Origin of the sequence: Brevibacillus laterosporus (assembly GCF_030489605.1) — a bacterium.
GTDB classification, from domain to species: domain Bacteria; phylum Bacillota; class Bacilli; order Brevibacillales; family Brevibacillaceae; genus Brevibacillus_B; species Brevibacillus_B laterosporus_E.
This window is the reverse complement of sequence record NZ_JAUKFY010000016.1, coordinates 18064-34798: the sequence shown is the minus strand read 5'-3', so window position 1 is coordinate 34798 and position 16735 is coordinate 18064. Positions and strand designations below refer to the sequence as shown.

The following is a 16735-nucleotide window of genomic DNA, read 5'->3' as shown; positions in this document are numbered from 1 at the left end:
AAATCTGAATATTTTTATTACGTATAAATTTTTAAGTAATAAAAGGATTAAATTCCATTATATAGAAATTAATATATGTTTCTATTTTGCTTACAAGGAGAGGGTTCAAATGAAAAAAGGTCTTACTGCTCTGATGATCAGCACACTTTTAGCCAGCATGTATTTTTCTCCAGCTTATGCTGCAACAAAAGCAACAGGAGTTGATTCCAAACCGATTACAACTGTAAAATCATTGGATGCAAAGGTTTCCGATCCCAATCGATTCAACGGTTTACGTGTTAAGGTAGTCGATGATCCTACCGTATTTCTTATTATGGATGGAAAGAAAAGAGGAATTGTTAGCGAGGCCGTGTATTTCAGATTATTCCGTTCATGGGATGGCATTCAATCATTCTTATCACTTGATGGCATTCCTGATGGCCCAGTTATTAACGAAAACACCCAATTGATCAAATATCAAAACAACCCAACGGTATATTTAATAGATCATGAGAACGGAAGGACTGTAAAACGCGGTTTTGTTAGCGAGGCGGCATTTAACAAATACAGCTTTGATTGGAATAAAATCATTACGCTTCCAGCTTCCTTGCAAAATACCATTCCTGATGGTACTCCCATCACCCATTAAAAACTAAGATTAATAGCCTGAAAAACACCTCTTGTCGTGGTTGCTTGTCTTTCCTGTGTGATGGACGCCGCCTTTCAGAGGTGTTTTTTATGTTCTTTAGCATGTTGGGATACAGCCTTTTAGTCTCTTTTAAATAAAATAAAAATTCCTTGCTCCTGCCCTTCCCCTGCAAAAAAGCATCACCCCCATTTACCCCTAGATTCTCTGAAAGTCTCCAGCTTTAATACATTCACTTTCTAGCAATACTTTAATTTGTACATTATTTTCCTTTGTGGAATGATCGGATGGTTAAAACAAGTGATGACAAAATTAACACATTTTAAGTGATTGAAATCACGACATGAACTTAAATTTATTCATATTCTTAATCTAGATACAAAATTTTAAACTTTATGGAGGCATTCATATGGAACATACATTTACTGAGTCTTCTATTATTGGTGAGATTGTAACAGAATTTCCAAAGGCAAGCGACCTTTTCAAATTATATAAAATAGATTTTTGCTGCGGCGGTAACAGACCCCTTATTGATGCTATTAAAGAAAGAAATTTATTGGCTGATGAGGTTTTAACAAAATTAAACACTCTGTATCATGATACAAAGCTTTTACATGAATCTGTAATTGATTGGAGAACTGCCTCTTACAGCGAATTAATTGATTATATTGTGAATAAACATCATCGTTATTTAAATGAAGAATTGCCGCAGTTAAGCCCTTATGTAACAAAAGTGCTACGGGTTCATGGATCTCAACAACCACATTTAGCTCGAATTCATAAGTTATTTCATGAGTTAAAAACAGAATTGGAACAGCATCTAATTAAAGAGGAGACAGAAGATTTCCCGTTGATTTTAGCATTTGAGCAACATGCAACAGATGAAAATTATACAAAACTATGCAAGGTAGTCGAAGAATTGGAGAATGAGCATAGCCACGCAGGCAATATTATCAAAGAACTTCGTACCATTACAAATGACTTTACCCCACCAGAAGGAGCTTGCGGTACTTATCGTCTGGTCTATCAACGGCTTGAGGCACTTGAAGCTGATTTATTCCAGCATATCCATCTAGAAAATAATGTGTTGTTCCCACGTGCAATAGCACGAACCTAACCCTCTTCTAAGAAATGGGACATGAGTAAAAAGTCGCTCATATCCCATTTCTTATCTATTTTATGTTTCGACTATAAGATTACAGGAATCATGCAATATCTCAATGTACAAGCACAATGGCAAAAACCTCTTGCCTTCCTTCTAGACCAGTCTTTTGCTGCATGTAACCGTAGATATTATATAGAAAGAATTATGCCTAGATCGGGTAAGGAGTTGTCTATATGACAGAAGAATTAATTAGGAAGCATGTACGAAATATACCCGTCTTTAAAGAACTTTTTGATGAAGAACTTCAAACTATCGTGAATATTTCTCAGGTTCGAACGTATAAAGCAAGGTCTTTTGTATTTTTACAGGGTGATCCGCTTGATCGTGTATTTTTTATCCATTCGGGTAAGGTAAAAATTCAAAAAACAGATAAAACCGGTAGAGAACAGATTGTTTCTGTGCTTCAGGCTGGAGAAATGTTTCCGCATGCCGGGTTCTTTCAAAAAGGCACCTTTCCAGCAAATGCCGAGATACTAGAGCTTGCAGAATTAGTTGTTATTCCAATCGCTGATTTTGAAAATGTTTTGCTTCAGTATCCTCGTTTATGTATTACATTGTTTAAAATTCTAGAAGAAAAGATTGTGGATCTCCAGAATAGATTAGAGGAAAAAATTCTTCATGATACCTATGAACAAATTATTATGCTATTGCTTCGCTTATGTAAATCAAATGGAATACAGATTCATGATAAATACAAATTAACAACTCAATTTACGAATCGTGAACTCGCGAATATGATTGGAACTTCTCGGGAAACAATTAACCGCACAATTAATCAGTTAAAAAGAAAAAAGCTGATTGATATTGATGAAAACGGATTCTTCATTCTGACTCCAGAAAGATTGCAGGAAGAAATCGTGTAATGGCAACCTCTGCCACCGTCTAATCTTATAAATAGGAAGTAATAATTCAAGTTTAATGAGAAGCATCTGTTTATAGCCTAAATGCCTGTCCCCCATCAGTTTCCTTACACAAACTCGAGTAAAACCTTTTAAAAATTACCTTTGTGATTTCACTCACAAAATATTCATTCTCTCTATGCTACACTATCATTGAGAATCAATATCAATCATTGTGAAAGATGAGTACACTGACGAATTTGAATGGTTTAGGTAAATAGTTTGCGTTGGTAATTTATCAAAATGATAAAACACGTAAATAGTAAAGGAGAATTCCTATGAGTGAAATAATTAATAATCGTGAACAAAAAAGCATGAATACATTTGAAAGACAAGCTATCCTAAAAAAAATTATAAAAAATCTTCATCAAGGAAAAAGTGTGGAAGATGTGAAAGCTCAATTTGAAGAAGCTGTTGGGAATATTACGGTTGCAGAAATTTCTCAACTGGAACAAGCGCTCATGGAGGAAGAAGGAATCCCAGTTGAAGAGGTACAGCGCCTATGCTCGGTGCATGCAGCCATCTTTAAAGGTTCCATTGAGGAAATCCATAGATCAGAACAACCAGAAGACCAACCTGGCCATCCGATCCATACCTTTAAGCTTGAGAATAAAGAAATAAATCATCTTGTGAACTTTAAACTAAAGCAGCATTATGAACATTTTGAAAAAGACGATAGGAAAGAAAACGTCTATTTGCTTATGGAAGACGTAAATCTGTTGCTGGATATCGATAAACATTACAGCCGAAAAGAAAATTTACTTTTCCCTTTTCTAGAGAAATACGGCATCTATGGGCCAACAAAAGTTATGTGGGGAGTCGATGACGGCATTCGTTATGGCATTAAGGATGTTAAACAAAAATTAACAAACTACAATGGAGCTAAAAAAGCAGTCTTAGATGGACTTTCTTTTGTTATCCGCGAAGTTAACGAAATGATTTTTAAAGAGGAAAATATCTTATTTCCAATGGCATTGCAAAATCTTACTGAAGACCAATGGATTAAAATTGCTCATGAAAGTGATGAGATTGGTTTTTGCTTAACAGGCCCTGCCGGTGTATGGAAACCTGAAAGAAAAGATATCGCACAACAGTCTATATCTGAAGGGTTTATTCATTTGGAAACAGGCATTCTCTCACTACAGCAATTAGAGCTAATCATGAATCACTTGCCAGTGGACATTACATTCATTGATCAGGATGATGTAGTGCGTTACTTCTCCCATGGAAAAGAGCGGATTTTTGCCCGCACGAAAGCAGTAATAGGCAGAACAGTTCAAAACTGCCATCCTCCGAAAAGCGTTCATATCGTTGAAAAACTCTTAGAGGATTTTAAAGCTGGAAATAAAGATTGTGAGGATTTCTGGATTAAGTTTCAGGACAAATATGTATACATTCGCTATTTCGCTATAAGAAGTGAAGATGGAGAGTATATGGGCACCCTTGAGTTTACGCAAAATATTAGTCCTATTCAAGAAATTGAAGGCGAAAAACGAATACTCTCCTAAGCTTGAGATTGTCATGAATTACCTTGGCCGTTTTCCAGGGAGGATGAATCCTAGCTGTATAGCGGTTCACCCTCCTTAAGCGGTTCATGCGGTTCATGCTGCTCATTCTTATGCAATTAAAAATAAATAATAATTCGAGTTTGTGAAGGCTTTTTACGATCATACTCTATATTTTAGAACGAGCTATTGCTCCAGAAACTAATGAGGATTCCCCTATTTTAGCAGCTAGGGTGCTTTTCCTATGCACTTGTAGCCAAACTACTATAAGGATTATGTGTACTTCATTGAAATTTAGTTTACATAATGATTATTAAGTTAATTTAAAACCATACCCACCCCTTTTAATCCCCAAATGCAAATATTATTTCCGCCTCACAAATTAGTTCTCCATCAACTGTAGCAATACATTTGCCTTTCCCAATAACACCTTTTAATCGAGTAATGTCAACCTCTAGACGAATCTGGTCTCCAGGTTTAACTTGACGTTTAAAACGACAATGATCTATACCGGCTAAAAGCCCTAACCGCCCTTTATTTTCTTCCTTAGTCAGCATCACAATGGCTCCTACCTGAGCTAATGCCTCTATAATCAACACACCTGGCATAATCGGATAATTCGGAAAATGTCCTGTAAAAAATTCCTCATTAGCTGTAACATTTTTTATTCCAACTGCTCTCTTTCCTTCTTCTAACTCCAATATCCTATCCACTAAAAGAAATGGATAACGGTGTCTAATCACATCCATAATCTGTTGAGTATCTATCAACACTATTCCCCCTGAATCATTACCGATTAACTTGATTTTATCACTTCATACTAATAGTTGGTACTATAAAATGATATCTTTCTTCGGCAAATCAAATTAACCATATGGCATTATAGCCAACGCGAGGCATGAAGCCAGTTTGACCTGTTCCAACAATTTGAACATAATCAAAAGTTTGTAATCCTCCCCTTGGACCTTCTTCTTGAAAGGGACTCGGAATATTCCAACGTATTCCTAGTACGGCCGTTCCTTTTGGAATGTCGGTTTTCATGGATTCTGAGCTAGGTTCCTGTAAGATAATCCAATCATTCGTGGTCAAATGGAATCGTTTGCTATTCGTTTGTTCCACAACTTTTGTCCTCTGCAACGCTATTTTTGCTATTTCAATATGAAAAGGATCTTTGCCTTCTATGATAAAATCTCTTAATATATGCTGTGCATTCGTACTTGCAATACGCCCCAAGCTTTCTACGGCTCCCAACCTTATACCGTCACAAGGATGTTTAAGTAGCTTGGATAAGTAGGGAACAGCAGCATCTCCTATCGCTTCCCATTCGTATGAACCTCTGTAAAAAACCTCATGTAGCGAGGAAGCGCTGCATTTCAATTCTGTATCTCCGGCTGTTCTCCACTTTTCGTAAAGCTCCTTAGGATTGTATTTCTGAATACCAACAAGCAATTCAGTGCCAGCGCGCAGAGAGCCTGGATCATATAGATGGTTGACTTCTGTAAGATTTTTTACCGTTGTGTGAAAACGATATGCCAAGCACTCTAAAGTATCGCCAGATTGTACAACATAATACGGTCCCCCGCCTGCTTGTGGTAAATCCTGACCTTTTTTTGGGATAATCAAAGGCACTCCTGGAAAAATTCTGTTTGGATCACAAATAATATTCGCCTTTAGAATTTCTCTAACGGAACTTTCAAATTTGCTTGCGATTTTCTGTAAGGTATCATTTTCCTTTATAAAATACAGCATAATGATCTCTCCTTTATGTAATACCTTTAGGTAAGAAAAAATGAATGCTTCTCACCTTCAGTATCAAGGGAAGTAACAGGGTATACGCGAGAACCAGGCGTCTCGCATATACCCTTTGTCAGTAATCCGGGGGGTTTTTTATCTAGGACCCGGCGGCTCTGGAACGAAAGGTTGGCCTCGTAGCTTGAATGTGGCATCCGCACGAGCTAAATCGCTATCTGCCGGTTCTACCCAGAGATTAAAATTCCGGTGACGAATGAAACGGTCAGGAAAATTCTTTGAACGAAATGAGACCAGGCTTCGATTTGTAGGATCTGTAAGACCGGGTACCATGATAAAGGTTGAGTCCAGGATGGCTAGCCGCTCCTCTGGTGTCGGAGGGCGTCCAAATGGATAACCGGCCTCGTGAAGCTTAAGCCGAAAGTTTTGATGTCGTAGGTAATGCAGCGGGTAGTTAATGGATCTAAGTCTCCCTTCCGCTCCAAACCTCCAATCTCCTGTCCAATCAAATGTGGCATCATGTCGGTCTAAATCACTTTGGACTGGAGTGAGCTCCCCAAGAAAATTCGCATGACGGATAAACCGATTCGGATAGTTGACGGATTCTAGAGAAATGTAAGTCATACTATGCCTCCTTACTAAGAAAAATTTTTATCGCAACCCCTTTTTCTATGCCTAATTTAGGACAGCCTGGATGCATGTGCATGGTTGTGGCTGTTTCTTATGTCAAAAACCTACATTGGTGTTAATTGTAATTTTTATTCAATCAAAGCTATATTGGTGAGGAAATGAAGAATTTTCTGATAAATCACTGGACTGGCATGATTCTTTGTTAAGCCGAAAGAATTGTGAAAGAATAGTTTTCAACGTCTTTTTGTTGCTTTGTTTATAAGAGAAAATAGTAGATATGAATCGAAAATAACTCAGCATCATAAAATTCTCCACTTTGAGGGTAGCTTTATTAATTGATTTTTCTAAAAGTCCTGCAACATATTATTTTCATATTTTCATTGGTAATCTCACTGGGGCAAAGAAAGTACTATAATTCCTTGATTAAGGATACACAGAATCTAATAGGTTAATTTCAGGAATAGTTGTTATATTGGCCTTCAGGGAGGTTAGTTCCAATAATAGTATTTGTTGTGTATAAAAAACCGGTTTGCGATAAAAATAAATTAGACTTTTAGTTAAAATAGAAAGCAGTGAGTTTCTCTTATGGAAATCGTTCAAAATTTTATTCCTGTGGGTCGTAAAAACAGACCTGGAACACCTCTTCACGGCCCCAAATTCATTACAATACATGATACAGCAAATGACGCGAACGGTGCGAATGCTCTAAATCATGCAGAATATCTTAAAGGGGACGAAGCAGCAAATAAACCTGTTAGTTGGCACTATACAGTAGATGACAAAAGAGCAGTTCAACATCTGCCAATTACAGAAAAAGGCTTCCATGCTGGAGACGGAGGAGAAGGACCTGGTAACACATATAGTATCGGGATTGAGATATGTGAAAACAGGGATGGCAATCGAAGAAAAGCTGAAGATAATGCAGCTGAACTGGCAGCGAAGCTATTGAATAATCACAATCTCAACATAGAAGCACTTGTGCAGCATCACAAATGGACAGGCAAAAACTGCCCTCATATCATTCGTGAGCGTCCAAATGGCTGGGAACAATTTATCGAGAAAGTAAAAGAAAAGCTATAATATGGAAAAGTAATATTTAGGAACCCACTTAAAGGAAAAAGAAATTTTTTTAAAGGTAAATGTCCTCTTCAGATAGGTGTTGAATCCAACAAGTAAAAGCCCTCCGATGCTTTATTTTTTCGGTCAGAGGGCTTTTTCGTTATCTTTGTCTTGCTCCGTACGTGAGGTGTTATTTATTTGGGGTGCTTTTCTGCTAGCAATCATTAACTGATTCACAGATGAGATCTGCCACTTGCATCAATTAAATGTCCAGCTATCTGCTGTCAGATGAAGCAAGATCCAGCAATATCCGCCCCATCTTCAGGTTCCCCCCATCTGTTGAATGTTGAAAGAGCGGCGGCAATTTTCTGTCCATTGGGAACTTGCAAAGTCTCAGCATTCATCTCTGTATTAATAATGCCAGACAGGATCGCTTCACCGTAATATTACGGCTCTCTAGATGATCAGGTGATTTTGGAATGTTGTGCTCCCATTCAGAATTCAAGTCTATTTCAATGAGGTTAACGCAGGATCAGATATCGTTTAATAAAACTAAAACAAGGTTCTGCTCTATTTTTTAATCGATTGGCCAAACTTCTATTCAAACTTTAAAGGATTATCCATTTGCCTTCTACGTATCCACCGATGGGCTCCATAATGTTGTGCTACTTATGCAGTCATAACGTTTAGGTAGGTAGTTTTAAACAAACAATATAAGCAAATTATCATTTGGTAAAGACTGTAATCCAATGACCTGTTTTTACACGAATCTCATTCGTCCCCCAATAACAGTTACATTAGTATTGAATATTTTTATGAGGAATTAAAGCACAAAATTAATAAAAAACGATACTTAATGAGATATTATGACATGTATTGAACTACATAAAGAAGGTGTATGATGTGAAAAGACTTCTGATTATATATGTCCTTTTTTCAATTTTAGCGGGCTGTTTTACAAAACAATTTCCAGTTGAAAAGCAAGGATCTAACGTTGGACATGAAGATGTTGAATTAACAAAAAATGTGAAGCATCCGTCGTCCCAAAACGAACCTCTACAATCCCCAACTCCTTCCATCCAAGAAAAAGTCATTTTAGACGTGCCATTAATATTACAAAAACCTGAACTGAAATACGGATGCGAAGTTACAAGCTTAGCGATGGTATTACAGCACGCTGGCATCAAAGTTAATAAAATGGAGTTAGCTAACAGCATCAAAAAAGATAATGACCCACTGTCAATGAATAAAAGCGGGAACATTATTCAATGGGGAGATCCTAAAGAAGGTTTCGTTGGAGATATAACAGGGAAAAATAAGGGATATGCTGTCTACGTACAACCGCTGCAAGAATTGATGGAACATTATCTTCCAAATCGCACAGTGAACTTAACAGGAAAACCTTTCAATGATGTGCTAACTCAAATCAAAATGAATAAACCTGTGGTGGTTTGGACGACAGGAGATTACAAAGTTCCGGATAGATGGGAGTCTTGGAAACATGGGAACAAACAAATTACAACTCCCCTAGATTTACACGCTGTTGTCCTTACAGGTTTTGAGGATGGGTACATTTATATTAATGATCCTTTAAGCGAAAAAAAAGCCCGTAAGGTAAACCAAGAAACTTTCATCCAATCTTGGAATGCATTGGGAAAACAAGCCTTATCATATCGTTAACCAATTCAAATTCATTAAATATCTATAGGGGTCCAAGGTAAAAACGTGAACTTTGTACGTTCAGTGATTGTCCTCATGAAAAAGTCGATTTTTTATTTTTCTACCAAATAAAAGAGCAGTCTCTTATCTGCTCTTTTATTAGTGTAACTTCCCTGTACACCTTATTTTCTATTCTATTTTCGGTAGTAGTGTTTTGCCCATTCGTTAAAGACTTGTTGTCTGGACTGTGCTATCTTTATGGGAGCGTCGCTTGTTTCCCAATAATGAATTGCCTCACTTAATGTCTTATAGAACCGCAAATCATTAATATTCCATGAGCAAAAAATCCTTCGATACATAGACCCGTTACGGATTCCATCTTTGTATCTCCTAACTGCTTTACTAGCTAATCTTTTAGCAAACTTTTTTCCAGGGCCCGTTTTATCCTTAACTATTGGAAATTTCTTGTAGCTTCTGCTCATCAATAACCTCCTAACCGGGAAGTTAATGACCGTAGTTCATCTCCTTCATAAAACAACCTCCTTTTAATCCATGTATATCTACATACTCACCAATTACGTAAAAATTTCAGTTCTCTTCTGCTTTTTCTGTAAGCTTCAATAGTAAATCCTTCATTCCCGTGCAAAAGGGTTGCCAAATCGAACTAAAACATGCCACAAGTATTTTAATTCTTGAAGTACCTTTTCATAGTCACCTCTGTCGCTCCAATGTTCTGGATTACGTTTCAAATCATTGACGGCAGCTCCGATCACGCTGGCGTCGATATAATCATTCCACGCTATCCGTTTGGCTAAGGAAGGCATGGTTGGCCCTCTAAAATCCTCGGGTATTTCTTCCACTCGCAAAGAAAATCCCATATGCCAGTAAAGCTCAATAGAATACTCTGAGCACATTTTTTCTAAGCATTCTCCTATGTACGTGCCTTTAAACGAAGGATCGGCAACAAGCACTTCTATGTCATCTACTAAAGTAATATCCCCATGAACCTGAGCCTCAATATAGTGATTAAGGTTTCGGCTGGGCTTATCCTTTGAAAAATCCTTGAATGGCCGTTCCAGATGATACAAGAGATGATCAATCAATTTCCGTGGTGTCAGATCTTTCTCCCCGATCGCATATTCCAGTAAAAATGCATCTTTCAAAATCGCTGCTAATATGTCATCAAACTCGTCATAGGTCCCCTTTTCCTTTGGATCCTGATGCGAATCCAAATAAGTGTATGTGCAACGATAAGAAACCTTAGGTGATAAAAGAAAGTAGCATGAACCAAACCGTGGAGCAGGTCCATCCGGGTGTAACATTACATGTAGTGCCCCGTACTTTGGGCGTTGATTATTGGTCACGTCATCTAATTGATAAACGCCTCCAAACAACTTTTTCTCCCAAAGATCCCGTACGCCACCTGGATAAGCCGATACGCTCCCATTGGAAATGTGAGTTTCGAACTGACTCTTATAAATTCCCTGTTCAAGCAATGACTGAGCTACACTTTTCATGTCTGCAATTGGTCGATCAGGATGGAAATGCAATGCGACCCTCGCATGCGACATCAGCTTAATCACAGCGTCTGCAAATGTCTTCCAAGAGATATTTGACATCTGAAGAATTTCCTTAATTGACTTGTGAGCTTCATGTTTTCGTGTTCTTGCGTATTGTGAAATATGCTCAATAGCCAAGTGCTGTACACTTGACAGCTCTTTTTTATCTGACACTTGTATCACCTTCCGTTGAACTAATGGTTATCGAAAGCTTAATAAAGGCAGCGGTAGTCTAGGACTTTATTTTATCCGAAGTTGTCACTGCCTTGTTATTTGAGATTTGTCTAATCTTCTTATAGCCCACCCGCATATAAGATATGAAGCAAATGAATACATTGGCAAAATACCCCTGCCATTATCATAATGACAGGGGCCATCTGCAGGTATAATACCATCCCTGGTACTTCCATCCGCATAAATATCTTGCATCAGGAAAACTATGCTCTATCCTTTTTTGAGCGATAGCCAAGATGAAAAGACTAATTCCGCGTACCACAGCCACAGCGAACCCACACCTTTCCTTTGATTTCTAGAGCTTCAGATACAGATTTGTTAGTTGAACGTCAGCCCAACCTTGGACTGGCCGGCCCAGTCGCCAACGGGAGTAACGGTATAAGCTGCTCCTTTAGTCAATTTGCTGTCCTGCGCAAGATCGAACACGCCCACTGCACCTTTGCGGCTTGAATATTTATAAGTACCGGTCAGTTTATTACCCTCTGCATCGGTCAATTCCACACTGCGGCCGGAGAACAGCTCATCTCCCGGGTCCTTTGCCAAAGTAACGGCAATGGATGTTTCACTGATTGCCTCCGCTTTGACGATTTTCAGCGGTGCGATATCCTCGGCTACGAATGTCTGATTGGCAATTTCCGTCCAATCCGAGGTAACGGTATATTTAACACCGGGTGTCAGCACCTGACCTTCCGGCAAACGGAATTTTGGTTCTTGCTTGCCATCCGTCGATTGGGTGAACGGGACGTATTTGGCTACGATCGGTTGACCGCCTTCCGGAGTAATCATGACTTCTCTGCCTTGACCGGAGGAGATGATCTGATAGGTTCTTCCATCCGCTCTGTTGTTCTCATCCAGGACGAATGCATTCGCTCCGCGGCCGCCGCTGTATGCGCTGATAACATATCCGTAGTCTACTACTCCATTAGCCTTGAGAGCTTCCAACTCGAAAGTATCGTTCGAAACCTGTCTAGCTTCCGTCATGTCAAGCTTGGTTGCGTTACCTGTAAATGTACCCGCTTTTTGGCCTCTGTAGGTCAGGGTATACGTCGTACCTGGTTTTTGTACGGTTGTTGGTACGATATACGTTGCAATCGAACCCGTTTTTAACCGCGGCATATTATTCAAGGTCAGTCCATCGTTAAATACAAAGTCTTTTTTTGTCTTGGCAAATACTTCATTCTCAGCTGTCAAAGGAGCGTCAAAAGTCACAATCAAGGTAATGGCATTCAGCGGACGAACGCTCGTAATTTTCGCATTTGCCGAAGGAATCGCCTGACGAGCGATATTCAGCAGGTACGCTGTTTCGCCGCGAGTGGCATTGTTATCGGCTCTATAAAAACGCTCCATCCAGTAATTCACGGATTTCATATCACGTTTCAACGCTTTGGACACGATTTGTACTAACTCCGCATGTGTCACAGTTCCATGTGGATTAAAGCGTCCTTCTTCCGCCTGCATGATTTCTTGTGCTACCAGTTCAGCGGCGTAATTGTAGTACAAATCATCCTGATTTACATCCTTGAAGCTAGGCAAATTGCCCCCTTTCCCTTGGAGACCAAACGTAAGGACGACCGTTTTCGCCAGTTCGGCGCGAGTGATCTGGTTCTCAATCCGTATGGAGCCTTTTTCGTAGCCATGCATCACGCGAAGTTCAGCGAGTTTGTTGACTGCTTGTTGAATTTCCTGTGATGAGAGGCTCGTTGATGCAGCTTCTGCATACAGAGCGGTAAATGGAACGAATGCCGTTCCCAAGGCAGCTGCCAGCATCAAAACAGCCACTTTATTAGAATATTCATTCATCGGTAACTCCTCCTCCAGATAATAGGCATAGTAGTAATTCGTCATAACTCTATGATAAAGGAGGGATATAAACCCCGAAGAAACTCGGGATAAACCGATTCTAAAATCTTTCTTAACAAATTATAAAATCGATCACACGGAAAATCGGTATCCGGCACCCCAGACAGTTTCGATATACTGCGGGTTGGAAGGATCGACTTCTATCTTTTCCCTCAATTTGCGAACATGTACGGTAACGGTTGCAATATCCCCACTGGAATCCATACCCCATATTCGTTCAAATAACTCATTTTTGCTAAAGACACGATTGGGATTGCTTGCAAAAAATTCAAGCAGGGTAAATTCACGGGTTGTAAATATCACTTCTTGATTTCGTACGTAGACTCTGTGGGCAACTTTATCAATGACCAAGCCGCGAATATGAATTTCGGACTTATGATCAGTCTTCTGTCTGCCCAATAGCCGTTCATATCTCGCTAGATGTGCCTTGGCTCTCGCCACTAGCTCGCTAGGGCTGAATGGTTTGGTAATGTAATCGTCGGCGCCAAGATTAAAGGCGCGAATTTTATCAATCTCTTCTTTTTTTGCAGAGACAATCAGAATTGGCACTTCCTTGCTTTGTCTGATTTGATTGCATAATTCAAAGCCGTTCATCACAGGAAGCTGTAAGTCTACAATAATAAGATTGTAATCCCCATGAAGCGCAAGCTGTAAACCATCATTGCCTGAATGACATAAATCAACGAGAAAGCCATTTAGTTCAAAATAATCCCGCTGCAGCTCAGCGATCGTAGTTTCATCTTCAATGATAAGGATTCGTGTCGTCATTGGTTTGGTGTACCTCCTTCGTTCGTCATTCGTTTCAGGGTAAAGAACAGGCTCGTGCCGATGCCTAGCTCGCTGTTTACCCAGATGGAGCCTCCATGTCCTTCTATGATTTGATTCGCAATGGCAAGCCCCAGTCCGCTGCCGCCTGTTGAAGAATTGCGGGATTGCTCTGCACGATAAAATCGTTGGAAAACATGGGGTATGGCTTCAGGCGGGATGCCCTTCCCGTTATCCCGTATTTCAATGGTGACCCATACTGGGGAAACTTGTACGGAGACGCGAATCATTTTTTGCTTTTTGTCCATAAAATTCTGAGCATTGCTAATAATATTAAGTACTATACGTTTTAATTTCTCCACATCGGCAAGTACTTCAATGCTCTGACTTGGACGCTTCCCCCACTCAAGCAGGATTCCTTTTTCCTCCAATTCATAATACAGTTCGTCAATACACTCATCTAAAAAACCAACAATATCTACATGCTCAAAGAAGAACGGGACTTGCTTTAAATCGAGCCTGGAGTAGAGAAATAGTTCGTCTACGAGTTTATCCAGATCGTTGGCTTTGGAATAAATGATGTTCACGTACTTGTTCATTTTCTCAGGAGTATCTGCGACCCCATCCCGTATTCCTTCGATATAGCCTTTTATATTAGTAATAGGCGTACGCAAATCATGAGAGATGTTGGAGATTAGTTCTTTCCGGTTCTCCTCGTCTTTTAATCGAAGCTGAACCGATTCAAGCAGTCTCTTTCGCATATTTTCAAACGTCTCGTTCAATTGCCCGATTTCGTCCTTTGAACGCAGATCAAGTGAAAATTGGAGATTGCCCTCCTTGATGTGATCAGCCGAAGTCCGAAGCAAATCAAGGGGTTTGACGACGCTTCTGGTAATCCAGCGGTATAACAGCATATTCGCAACCACGACGACGCCGATGAGAATTAGAATGAGGATGGGTAACAGCCTGCGTATCACTTCACCAAAAGGGCTTCGCTCCCGTATAACGAAGACGCCGCCTTGGGCGCCATCCGAAAAGCGGAAGTCGTATTTAGCGTAGGCATAAAATCTTTCGCCAATGTTAAAGGTATTGCGAATCTGATTGTTGTCCAGATCATAGGGAGGCAGATTCTGCTCCAATGCAGGCTGGTTAAAGGTACGCGACGCAAAGACCTGATTGCTTTCCCGGCGGACGTAGAGACCGGCCCTCACAGTTTTAAGCTTGAAATCGTAGTCTAGCAGAAGCTCTTCATTTTGCAATTGATCCGGTTCGTTTTTGGCGAGATATTTTAATTCGAGAAAGATCGATTCCTCTTGTTCAGTCAGCGGATTAAGCTGGTAGTGGACTTTATAGAAATCCCGAATACTGTGAACGTCGCCTGTAGCTGCGATCGTGAACAGACTGGCAGTTAAGAAAAAGACCGAAAGGCTAATGATAAGCATACCTGTATAAGACAGCAATAGTTTGACTCTAATGGACATAGCTCACCTCGTTCGACTAGGGGGAATAGAACATACCATCGTTTTTTGACTATAACTCCTGGACTAGCTTTGAAAGCACTCCTGTATTTGTTTAATAAATGCTTGGCTGCCCGGCTCAGATACGGTCGAAGCGGTAAATAATTGACAAGCTGCGGCTGGGCGCACCCTCCTTGATGTGTATCGTGTGTAAAACCGGATCGCAAATTTATCGTATTAACGGATGTGGCTGGTGGCTGTAAGGTTGCACTAATATTGACCTTCGAGGACATGGCTAGCCTGCATTTTTAGGGATTGGGACAAGATGACTCTTCCCTGTGGCTTTAAGGTTGCCTTTGGATGAAACATCAATTGCGGAAGAAGCAAGCGCGCTATCTGCCATGATGCAGTCCGGCGGCTACATTTTTGCTTCCCTGATTCCCTTTCCAGTGAGATTTATCCATGATTATACGGGCAGTTTCCCCACTGCTGCCATTGGATTGATTTTTACGGTAGCGGTTATGATTGGGTTCTCGTTTAAAATCGGCAATAAAAAAGCCGAACATATGAGAAACGGGGACAGGGCGTAGCCTTGACGCGGATAAATCCCTTACTATCGTACATGATCCGATTCCTGCTCGGCTTTCTGGCGGGTTCCACTCGCCTGGTGCCGCTTGCACGCCAAACCAGATTCAGGATTTTGCAAAAATTAATAATCTGGTCTTGCCTCAATCCTTCTATTCCATGAAAAAGAAGCCTTCCTTTGATGGGTGCTCGTCACTTCCATTTTACAAAGGTTCAGCTTCTTGAGGTTTGACAATACGGGAAACGGTCCGGATCCGTTTCTCACATGAACTATTTTTTGTTCAGGTTGTGGAAATGCTCAAATAATTGATCGCAATCTTCTCTTTTCTCGACCTTGACCATGTTCAGAACGCTCTTATCTTCTCCGGTCAAATATTTACGAATATGCATATCGGAAAAACCGTGCTTATCCGCGTCTTCTGCGGTGTTGCAATAGTACACTTTTTTTATGCCGGACCAAATGATTGCCCCTACACACATCGGGCATGGCTCGCATGTTGCATAAATTACACAATCAGACAAGTCCATTGTGTCCAATTTTTTACAAGCTTCTCTGATTGCTACCATTTCCGCATGCGCAGAAGGATCCGTATCCCGCATCATGGTGTTGGCTACAACGGCAATAACTTCATCTCCTCTAACAATGGTTGCGCCAAACGGCCCTCCCGCTTGATTATCCATACCTTCGATCGTCGCTTCAGCAGCCAATTTCAAGAAATCCACCGTTCCGTACCTCCATCTCATTTGTTTCATGATTTCTTTACTCTAGCTAATAAAGTGTACAAGACAAACGACACAATCAACCCGCTGAAAAAAGCGAATTCATTCAATGCTGCTATCTATTCTTTAGCCTTTAATCTTTCACGCTTTTTCCTAGAAGGATTCCAGCAATTTTATGTATATATTTATAAGTTTCGAAATCTTCACAATTGATTAATGCGATAATTGTCAATTTTTCTTTTGGAAAGCGTAAGAATTGCGACT

16 protein-coding genes and 1 pseudogene are annotated in these 16735 nt (G+C 40.0%); 7 read left to right on the top strand and 10 right to left on the bottom strand.

The features are described from left to right. Positions 1-109 precede the first annotated feature (109 nt). From QZ995_RS16550 to QZ995_RS16535, 4 genes are all read left to right on the top strand, one after another. Positions 110-628: a hypothetical protein gene (locus QZ995_RS16550; protein ID WP_301808947.1), complete on the top strand. Its 519-nt coding sequence runs from the start codon at positions 110-112 to the stop codon at positions 626-628. 406 nt (positions 629-1034) lie between these two features. Further along, positions 1035-1742 carry an iron-sulfur cluster repair di-iron protein gene (gene ric, locus QZ995_RS16545; protein ID WP_301808946.1) on the top strand — a complete coding sequence of 236 codons (708 nt, stop codon included), beginning with the start codon at positions 1035-1037 and terminating at the stop codon, positions 1740-1742. A 221-nt stretch (positions 1743-1963) separates the two neighbouring features. After that, a complete protein-coding gene (locus tag QZ995_RS16540) occupies positions 1964-2653 on the top strand; it encodes a Crp/Fnr family transcriptional regulator (RefSeq protein WP_301808944.1) in 690 nt (229 codons plus the stop codon). A gap of 314 nt (positions 2654-2967) precedes the next feature. Beyond that, on the top strand, positions 2968-4197 hold the full coding sequence (locus QZ995_RS16535; RefSeq protein ID WP_301808942.1) for a DUF438 domain-containing protein: 1230 nt from the start codon (positions 2968-2970) through the stop codon (positions 4195-4197). Positions 4198-4538: 341 nt separating this feature from the next. On the opposite strand, the gene fabZ is transcribed toward QZ995_RS16535, so the two are convergent. From fabZ to QZ995_RS16520, 3 genes are all read right to left on the bottom strand, one after another. After that, positions 4539-4964, bottom strand: coding sequence for a 3-hydroxyacyl-ACP dehydratase FabZ (gene fabZ, locus QZ995_RS16530; RefSeq protein ID WP_301808941.1), 426 nt, complete (start codon positions 4962-4964; stop codon positions 4539-4541). A gap of 91 nt (positions 4965-5055) precedes the next feature. Next, on the bottom strand, positions 5056-5943 hold the full coding sequence (locus tag QZ995_RS16525) for a LysM peptidoglycan-binding domain-containing protein (RefSeq protein ID WP_301808939.1): 888 nt from the start codon (positions 5941-5943) through the stop codon (positions 5056-5058). A gap of 138 nt (positions 5944-6081) precedes the next feature. Then, positions 6082-6567 (bottom strand): AbfB domain-containing protein, encoded by a 486-nt coding sequence (locus QZ995_RS16520; RefSeq protein ID WP_301808937.1) that lies wholly within the window; start codon positions 6565-6567, stop codon positions 6082-6084. A 591-nt stretch (positions 6568-7158) separates the two neighbouring features. Between QZ995_RS16520 and QZ995_RS16515 the strand changes: the two genes are divergently transcribed. Further along, on the top strand, positions 7159-7653 hold the full coding sequence (locus QZ995_RS16515) for a peptidoglycan recognition protein family protein (RefSeq protein WP_301808935.1): 495 nt from the start codon (positions 7159-7161) through the stop codon (positions 7651-7653). A 212-nt stretch (positions 7654-7865) separates the two neighbouring features. Here QZ995_RS16515 and QZ995_RS16510 read toward each other — a convergent pair. Continuing rightward, a pseudogene (locus QZ995_RS16510) lies at positions 7866-8092 on the bottom strand (SDR family oxidoreductase); the annotation flags it as partial. Between the two features lie 443 nt (positions 8093-8535). Here QZ995_RS16510 and QZ995_RS16505 point away from each other — a divergent pair. Next, positions 8536-9312: a C39 family peptidase gene (locus QZ995_RS16505; protein ID WP_301808934.1), complete on the top strand. Its 777-nt coding sequence runs from the start codon at positions 8536-8538 to the stop codon at positions 9310-9312. A gap of 173 nt (positions 9313-9485) precedes the next feature. On the opposite strand, the gene QZ995_RS16500 is transcribed toward QZ995_RS16505, so the two are convergent. From QZ995_RS16500 to QZ995_RS16480, 5 genes are all read right to left on the bottom strand, one after another. Next, positions 9486-9773: a hypothetical protein gene (locus QZ995_RS16500; protein WP_301808933.1), complete on the bottom strand. Its 288-nt coding sequence runs from the start codon at positions 9771-9773 to the stop codon at positions 9486-9488. A gap of 150 nt (positions 9774-9923) precedes the next feature. Further along, positions 9924-11030: a DUF3626 domain-containing protein gene (locus QZ995_RS16495; RefSeq protein ID WP_301808991.1), complete on the bottom strand. Its 1107-nt coding sequence runs from the start codon at positions 11028-11030 to the stop codon at positions 9924-9926. Between the two features lie 372 nt (positions 11031-11402). Then, positions 11403-12884 carry an S-layer homology domain-containing protein gene (locus QZ995_RS16490; protein ID WP_301808932.1) on the bottom strand — a complete coding sequence of 494 codons (1482 nt, stop codon included), beginning with the start codon at positions 12882-12884 and terminating at the stop codon, positions 11403-11405. 132 nt (positions 12885-13016) lie between these two features. After that, positions 13017-13712 (bottom strand): response regulator transcription factor, encoded by a 696-nt coding sequence (locus tag QZ995_RS16485; RefSeq protein ID WP_301808931.1) that lies wholly within the window; start codon positions 13710-13712, stop codon positions 13017-13019. After that, positions 13709-15190: a HAMP domain-containing sensor histidine kinase gene (locus tag QZ995_RS16480; protein WP_301808928.1), complete on the bottom strand. Its 1482-nt coding sequence runs from the start codon at positions 15188-15190 to the stop codon at positions 13709-13711. Before QZ995_RS16480 ends, QZ995_RS16485 begins: the two co-directional genes overlap by 4 nt. Before the next feature lie 314 nt (positions 15191-15504). On the opposite strand from QZ995_RS16480, the gene QZ995_RS16475 reads away from it, so the two are divergent. Further along, positions 15505-15756, top strand: coding sequence for a hypothetical protein (locus QZ995_RS16475; RefSeq protein ID WP_301808927.1), 252 nt, complete (start codon positions 15505-15507; stop codon positions 15754-15756). 265 nt (positions 15757-16021) lie between these two features. Here QZ995_RS16475 and QZ995_RS16470 read toward each other — a convergent pair whose 3' ends face one another. Next, a complete protein-coding gene (locus QZ995_RS16470) occupies positions 16022-16474 on the bottom strand; it encodes a nucleoside deaminase (protein WP_301808926.1) in 453 nt (150 codons plus the stop codon). Positions 16475-16735 lie beyond the last annotated feature (261 nt).

Coding starts and splice junctions, on each gene's coding strand:
- QZ995_RS16550 (WP_301808947.1), top strand. CDS start 110: ATGAAAAAAGGTCTTACTGCTCTGATGATCAGCACACTTTTAGCCAGC.
- ric (WP_301808946.1), top strand. CDS start 1,035: ATGGAACATACATTTACTGAGTCTTCTATTATTGGTGAGATTGTAACA.
- QZ995_RS16540 (WP_301808944.1), top strand. CDS start 1,964: ATGACAGAAGAATTAATTAGGAAGCATGTACGAAATATACCCGTCTTT.
- QZ995_RS16535 (WP_301808942.1), top strand. CDS start 2,968: ATGAGTGAAATAATTAATAATCGTGAACAAAAAAGCATGAATACATTT.
- QZ995_RS16525 (WP_301808939.1), bottom strand. CDS start 5,943: ATGCTGTATTTTATAAAGGAAAATGATACCTTACAGAAAATCGCAAGC.
- QZ995_RS16520 (WP_301808937.1), bottom strand. CDS start 6,567: ATGACTTACATTTCTCTAGAATCCGTCAACTATCCGAATCGGTTTATC.
- QZ995_RS16515 (WP_301808935.1), top strand. CDS start 7,159: ATGGAAATCGTTCAAAATTTTATTCCTGTGGGTCGTAAAAACAGACCT.
- QZ995_RS16500 (WP_301808933.1), bottom strand. CDS start 9,773: ATGAGCAGAAGCTACAAGAAATTTCCAATAGTTAAGGATAAAACGGGC.
- QZ995_RS16490 (WP_301808932.1), bottom strand. CDS start 12,884: ATGAATGAATATTCTAATAAAGTGGCTGTTTTGATGCTGGCAGCTGCC.
- QZ995_RS16485 (WP_301808931.1), bottom strand. CDS start 13,712: ATGACGACACGAATCCTTATCATTGAAGATGAAACTACGATCGCTGAG.
- QZ995_RS16480 (WP_301808928.1), bottom strand. CDS start 15,190: ATGTCCATTAGAGTCAAACTATTGCTGTCTTATACAGGTATGCTTATC.